General features: G+C 51.1%; 3 protein-coding genes. All 3 read left to right on the forward strand.

Annotated elements, in window-relative coordinates; translation table 11 throughout:
* On the forward strand, positions 1-1,278 hold a 1,278-nt coding region (locus tag KDK17_RS18755; RefSeq protein ID WP_257288787.1), incomplete at its 5' end, for a hypothetical protein.
* A gap of 105 nt (positions 1,279-1,383) precedes the next feature.
* On the forward strand, positions 1,384-3,054 hold the full coding sequence (locus tag KDK17_RS18760; protein ID WP_257252514.1) for a hypothetical protein: 1,671 nt from the start codon (positions 1,384-1,386) through the stop codon (positions 3,052-3,054).
* Between the two features lie 106 nt (positions 3,055-3,160).
* Positions 3,161-5,329 carry a hypothetical protein gene (locus KDK17_RS18765; protein ID WP_257288788.1) on the forward strand — a complete coding sequence of 723 codons (2,169 nt, stop codon included), beginning with the start codon at positions 3,161-3,163 and terminating at the stop codon, positions 5,327-5,329.
* Positions 5,330-5,543: the final 214 nt, after the last annotated feature.

The following is a 5,543-nucleotide window of genomic DNA, read 5'->3' on the forward strand; positions in this document are numbered from 1 at the left end:
TTAAATTGTTTCGTCCATCCCTGTCATGGCGCTTGTCAATTCCGGCAATCTTCCGGTTCATCTGATAGCAGAGCGCCCGATTGTGATCAAAGTTCGACAGACCACACAGTAGCAATGCCCGGACAAAGCTCATGCCCTCATGGGGTCGACTCAGACGGGATCGCCATAAACTCAAAGGTTGCAGGGACAATCGATAAAAAAGTCCCTGCCGGGCAAGCCATTTGCAACTTGATAATATTCGGGGAGGATGGCCAGCTGCTGCAATGTGGGAAGGTCTTCAAGAATGCAAAATCACTGTCGCGTCACAAAGGCAGCTGCCACTCTGGGCAAAAAACCTGTGATCTGACGGTGGTCGGAGAGGATGGTCAACTGCAGCCGTGCGGGACGGTCTGCAAGAATGCTAACGTTCTGAAGTATCACAAAAGCAGAGAACACACGGGACAACAAACCTGTGATGTACCCGTGATCGGGAGGGATGGTCTGCAGCGGCTCTGCGGGAAGGTCTGCAGAAATGCTGCAGTTCTGTCCTCTCACAAAAGCGGACAGCACACCGGGGAAAAAAACTGTGACGTGATTGTAATCGGGCAGGATGGCCAGCCGCGGCCATGCGGAAAGACCTGCAGAAATGCCGCAACTTTGTACGTTCACAAAAGAGTACAGCACAGCAGGCAAAAAACCTGTAACGTTTCCGTGATCGGTGAGGATGATCAGTCGCGGCCATGCGGAAAGGTCTGCATGAATGCTAACGCCCTGATGAATCACAAAAAAAGAGACCACGGCAGGCAACAAACCTGTGACGTGATCGTAATCAGGGAGGATGACCAGCCGCGGTTATGCGGAAGGGTTTTTAAGAGTGCCAACAGCCTGTTGGCTCACAAAAGTGGATACCATAGCGTGCAACAAACTTGTGACATGACCGTGACCGGGGAGGATCGCCAGCCGCGGCCATGCGGAAAGACCTGCAAGAATCTTCAAGCTCTGTCGAATCATAAAATGAGATACCACACCGGGCAACAAATCTGTGACGTGACCGTGGTTGGGGATGGCCAGCCGCGGCCATGCGGAAAGGTCTGCAAGAATGCTCACGCCCTGTCGAGTCACAAAATCGGATACCACACCGGGCAACAAACCTGTGGCGTGACCGTGACCGGAGAGGATGGCCAGCCGCGACCATGCGGAAAGACCTGCAAAAATGCTCAAGCCCTCGCGAGTCACAAAAGAATGCATCGAAAACGCAAGCCTTCTGTTGAGGATCTGAAAGATGACTTCTGTCCTTGATCTGACAACCGCACTTTCATGAGGTTTTCTTGATCTATCCTTTTTCTGTAAAAACCAGAATGCAGGGATAGAATTATTAAACACTCACTCTTTGCGGCACTGCAATTGCTGTTACTGACGTTGTCTGTCGTCTGTCAGGCCGGACCGTTGACAGAACGTTTTATTGTCGATACCAAAGACACTACACTATGCTCCAACCCTTATTCAGGGATATGTGTAAAAGTGGTTGCCGTTGTCGTTTCGCTTTTGAAAAGCTATTGGAACCCCGATTTACCGTCGTTTAACTCGGTGAAACTTCGGGGAACCAGTCAGGATCGCCCGCTTGCTATCACCACTATGATGCCCGGCTCTGGACAGAACGAACAACCCAACCCGCCATCAGAATCGTCCGGGCAGGAAGTCCTCCCTATACCTGTAGGCTTTTTCAGTGGCCATCTGTATTCTGATTCTGGCGGAGATAATGGAGCCCCTGAACAACAGTCACATACGTTGGGTTTAAATTGTTTCGTCCATCCCTGTCACGGTACTTGTCAATTCCGGCAGTCTTCCGATTCATCTGATAGCAGAACGCCCGATTGTGAACAAAGTTCGACAGACCACACAGTAGCAACGCCCGGACAAAGCTCATGCCCCCATGGGGTTGACTCAGACGGGATCGCCATAAACTCAATGGTTGCAGGGACAATCGATAAAAACGTCCCTGTCGGGCAAGCCATTTGCAACTTGATAATATTCGGGGAAGATGGCCAGCTGCTGCAATGTGGGAAGGTCTTCAAGAATGCACAATCACTGTCGCGACACAAAGGCAACTACCACTCTGGGCAAAAAACCTGTGATCTCAGTGTGGTCGGGGAGGATGGTCAACTGCAGCCGTGCGGGACGGTCTGCAAGAATGCTAACGTTCTAAGGTATCACAAAAGCAGAGACCACACGGGACAACAAACCTGTGATCTACCCGTGATCGGAAGGGATGGTCAGCAACGGCCCTGCGGGACGGTCTGCAGGAATGCCGCAGTTCTGTCCGTTCACAAAAGCGGACTGCACACCGGGAAAAAAAACTGTGACGTGATTGTAATCGGAGAGAATGGCCAGCCGCGGCCATGCGGAAAGGCCTGCTTAAATGCCGCAGCTCTCTACGTTCACAAAAGCCGACGGCACACCGGGCAACAAATCTGTGACGTGGTGGTGGTTGGGAAGGATGGCCATCATCGGCGATGCGAGATCACCTGCGAGAGTACTCAAGACCTGTCAAATCACAAAAGACGATATCATACTGAGCAACAATCCTGTGACGTGGACGTGATCGGGAAGGATGGTCAGTTGCGGCCATGCGGAAAGGTCTGTAAGAATGCTCAGGCCCTGACGAATCACAAAAGTGCGTTCCACACCGGGCAACGAACCTGTGACGTGACCGTGATCGGGGAAGATGGCCAGCCGTGGCCATGCGGAAAGGTCTTCAAGAGTTCTAAATCCCTTTCGAGTCATAAATACGGATACCACACCGGGGAACAAACCTGTGACTGGACCGTGATCGGTGAGGATGGCGAGCCACAGCCATGCGAAAAGGTCTGCAAGAATGCCAGAGCCCTCAGGGACCACAAAAGAAGACAGCACAACGGGGGACGGACCTGTGACGTGACCGGGATCGGGGAGGATGACCAGCCACGGCCATGCGGAAAGACCTGCAAAAATGCTCAAGCCCTCTCGAGTCACAAAAGAATGCATCGAAAACGCAAGCCTTCTGTTGTGGATCTGAACGATAACCTTTGGCCTTAATCTGACAACCAGCCCTTTCATGAGGTTTTCTTGATCTATCCTTGCTCTGTAAAAGCCAGAATGCAGAGATAGAATTATTAAACTCTCACTCTTTGCGGCACTGCGGTTGCTGTTACTGAAGTTGTCTGTCGCCTGTCAGGCCGAACCGCTGACAGAACGTTTTATTGTCGAGCTTGTGCAAAGTGCAGTTTTTCCAAATCAGAGCTTTTCTATAAAGTTTGACCGGCAAACATTACCGGACAGACCCTCACACATTGCCGACACAAACGGCTATACAGAACCTGATTTTCTATCTGATAGCAAACCACCCAGACCTGACAGTGACGGGATGAAAACGACCATCATTGAGTCGGTTTCATGGCAATGGCTTTACGCCACGAATCTGCTGGTTGTTTATGAACTGATTCTGACCACCAAAGACACTCTTCTGAGCTCTAACCCTTATTCAGAAATATCTGTAAAAGTGGTTGCCACTGTCGGTTCGCTTTTAAAAAACTATTGGAACCCCGATTCATCGTCGTTTAACTCGGTGGAACTCCGGGAGACCAGTCAGGATCATCCGTTCACGATCACTACTATGATGCCTGGCTCTGGACACAGCCAACAACCCAACTCGCCATCAGAATCATCCGGGCAGGAAGCCACGGAGGCCCTCCCTCAACCTATAAGTTTTTTCAGTAGCCTCCCGTATTCTGATTCTGGAGGGGATAATGGAGTCCCTGAACAATACCCGCATACTTTGGGTTTAAATTGTTTCGTTCATCCCTGTCGTGGGGCTTGTCAATTCCGGCAGTCTTCCGGTTCATCCGATAGCAGAGCGTCCGATTGTGAAGAAAGTTCGACAAGCCCTACAGTAGCAACACCCAGACAAAGCTCATGTCCTCATTTGGCCAATAGATACTGCTCTATTTGCAACCCTGTTAACGGGGTCACCATAGACACAATGGTTGCAGGGAAAATCGAAAAAAACGTCCCTGCCGGGCGAGCCATTTGCAACTTCATAATATTCTGGGAGGATGGCCAGCTGCTGCAATGTGGGAAGGTCTTCAAGAACGTAAAATCACTGTCGTGTCACAAACGCAACTACCACTCCGGGCAAAAAAACTGTGAACTGACTGTGGTTGACGAGGATGGCCAACTGCAGCCGTGCGGGAAGGTCTGCAAGAATGCTATCGCCCTGTCGTATCACAAAAACAGAGACCACACGAGACAACAAACCTGTGACGCGCCCGTGATCGTGAGGGGGCTACAACGGCCCTGCGGGGCGGTCTGCAGAAATGCCGCAGCTCTGGCCATACACAAAAGCGGACTGCACACAGGGGAAAAAACCTGTGACGTGATTGTAATCGGGGAGAATGGACAGACGCGGCCATGCGGAAAAGCCTGCAGAAATGCTTCAGCTCTGTCCGTTCACAAAACCCGACAGCACACCGGGCAACAAATTTGTGACGTGGCCGTGGTTGGGGAGGATGGCCATCAGCGACAATGCGAGATCGTCTGCGATAATAATCAAGACCTGTCGAATCACAAAAGACGATACCATACCGGGCAACAATCCTGTGACGTGAACGTGATCGGGGAGGATGGTCAGTCGCGGCCATGCGGGAAGGTCTGCAAGAATGCTCAAGCTCTGTCGGATCACAAAAGTGGATACCACACCGGGCAACGAACCTGTGACGTGACCGAGATCGGGGAAGATGGCCAGCCGTGGCGATGCGGAAAGGTCTTCAAGAGCTCTAAAGTCCTCTCGAGTCACAAAAGCGGATACCATACCGGGGAACAAACCTGTGACGTCACCGTGATCGGTGAGGATGGCGAGCCAAAGCCATGCGGAAAGGTCTGCAAGAACGTTAAAGCCCTTTCGGATCACAAAAGAAGAAACCATACCGGGGAACAAACCTGTGGCGTGGCCGTGGTCGGGAAGGATGGCCAGTCTCGGTCATGCGGAAAGATCTGCAAGAATGCTCACGCCTATGCGAATCATAAAAGAATCGCTCACACCGGGGAACAAACCTGTGACCTGTCAATAGTCGGAAAGGATGGCCAGTTGCAGCCGTGTGGGAAAGTCTTTAAGAATGCTCTATCTCTGTCATCTCACAAAAACAAAATTCACTCCGGACAAAAAGCCTGTGACATAACAGTAGTCGGGGAGGATGTTCAGGAGCGACCATGCGGGAAGGTCTGCAAGAATGCTCAAGCTCTGGCGGATCACAAAATAAGACACCGAAAACGCAAGTCCCCTATTGTGGATCAGGACGGTGACCTCAGTCGTTGATCTGACAAACGTCCTTTCATGTGGTTTTCTTGATCTATCCTTGCTCTGTAAAAGCCAGAATGCAGGGATGGAATTATTAAGCACTCACTCTTTGCGGCAACGTGGTTTCTGTTACTGACGTTGTCTGTCGTCTGTCAGGCCGAACCTTTGCCAGAACGCTTTATTGTCGACACCAAAGACACTCCACTATGCTCCAACCCTTATTCAGGGATAT

Source organism: Endozoicomonas sp. SESOKO2 (assembly GCF_024606245.1).
Taxonomy (GTDB): Bacteria; Pseudomonadota; Gammaproteobacteria; order Pseudomonadales; family Endozoicomonadaceae; genus Endozoicomonas_A.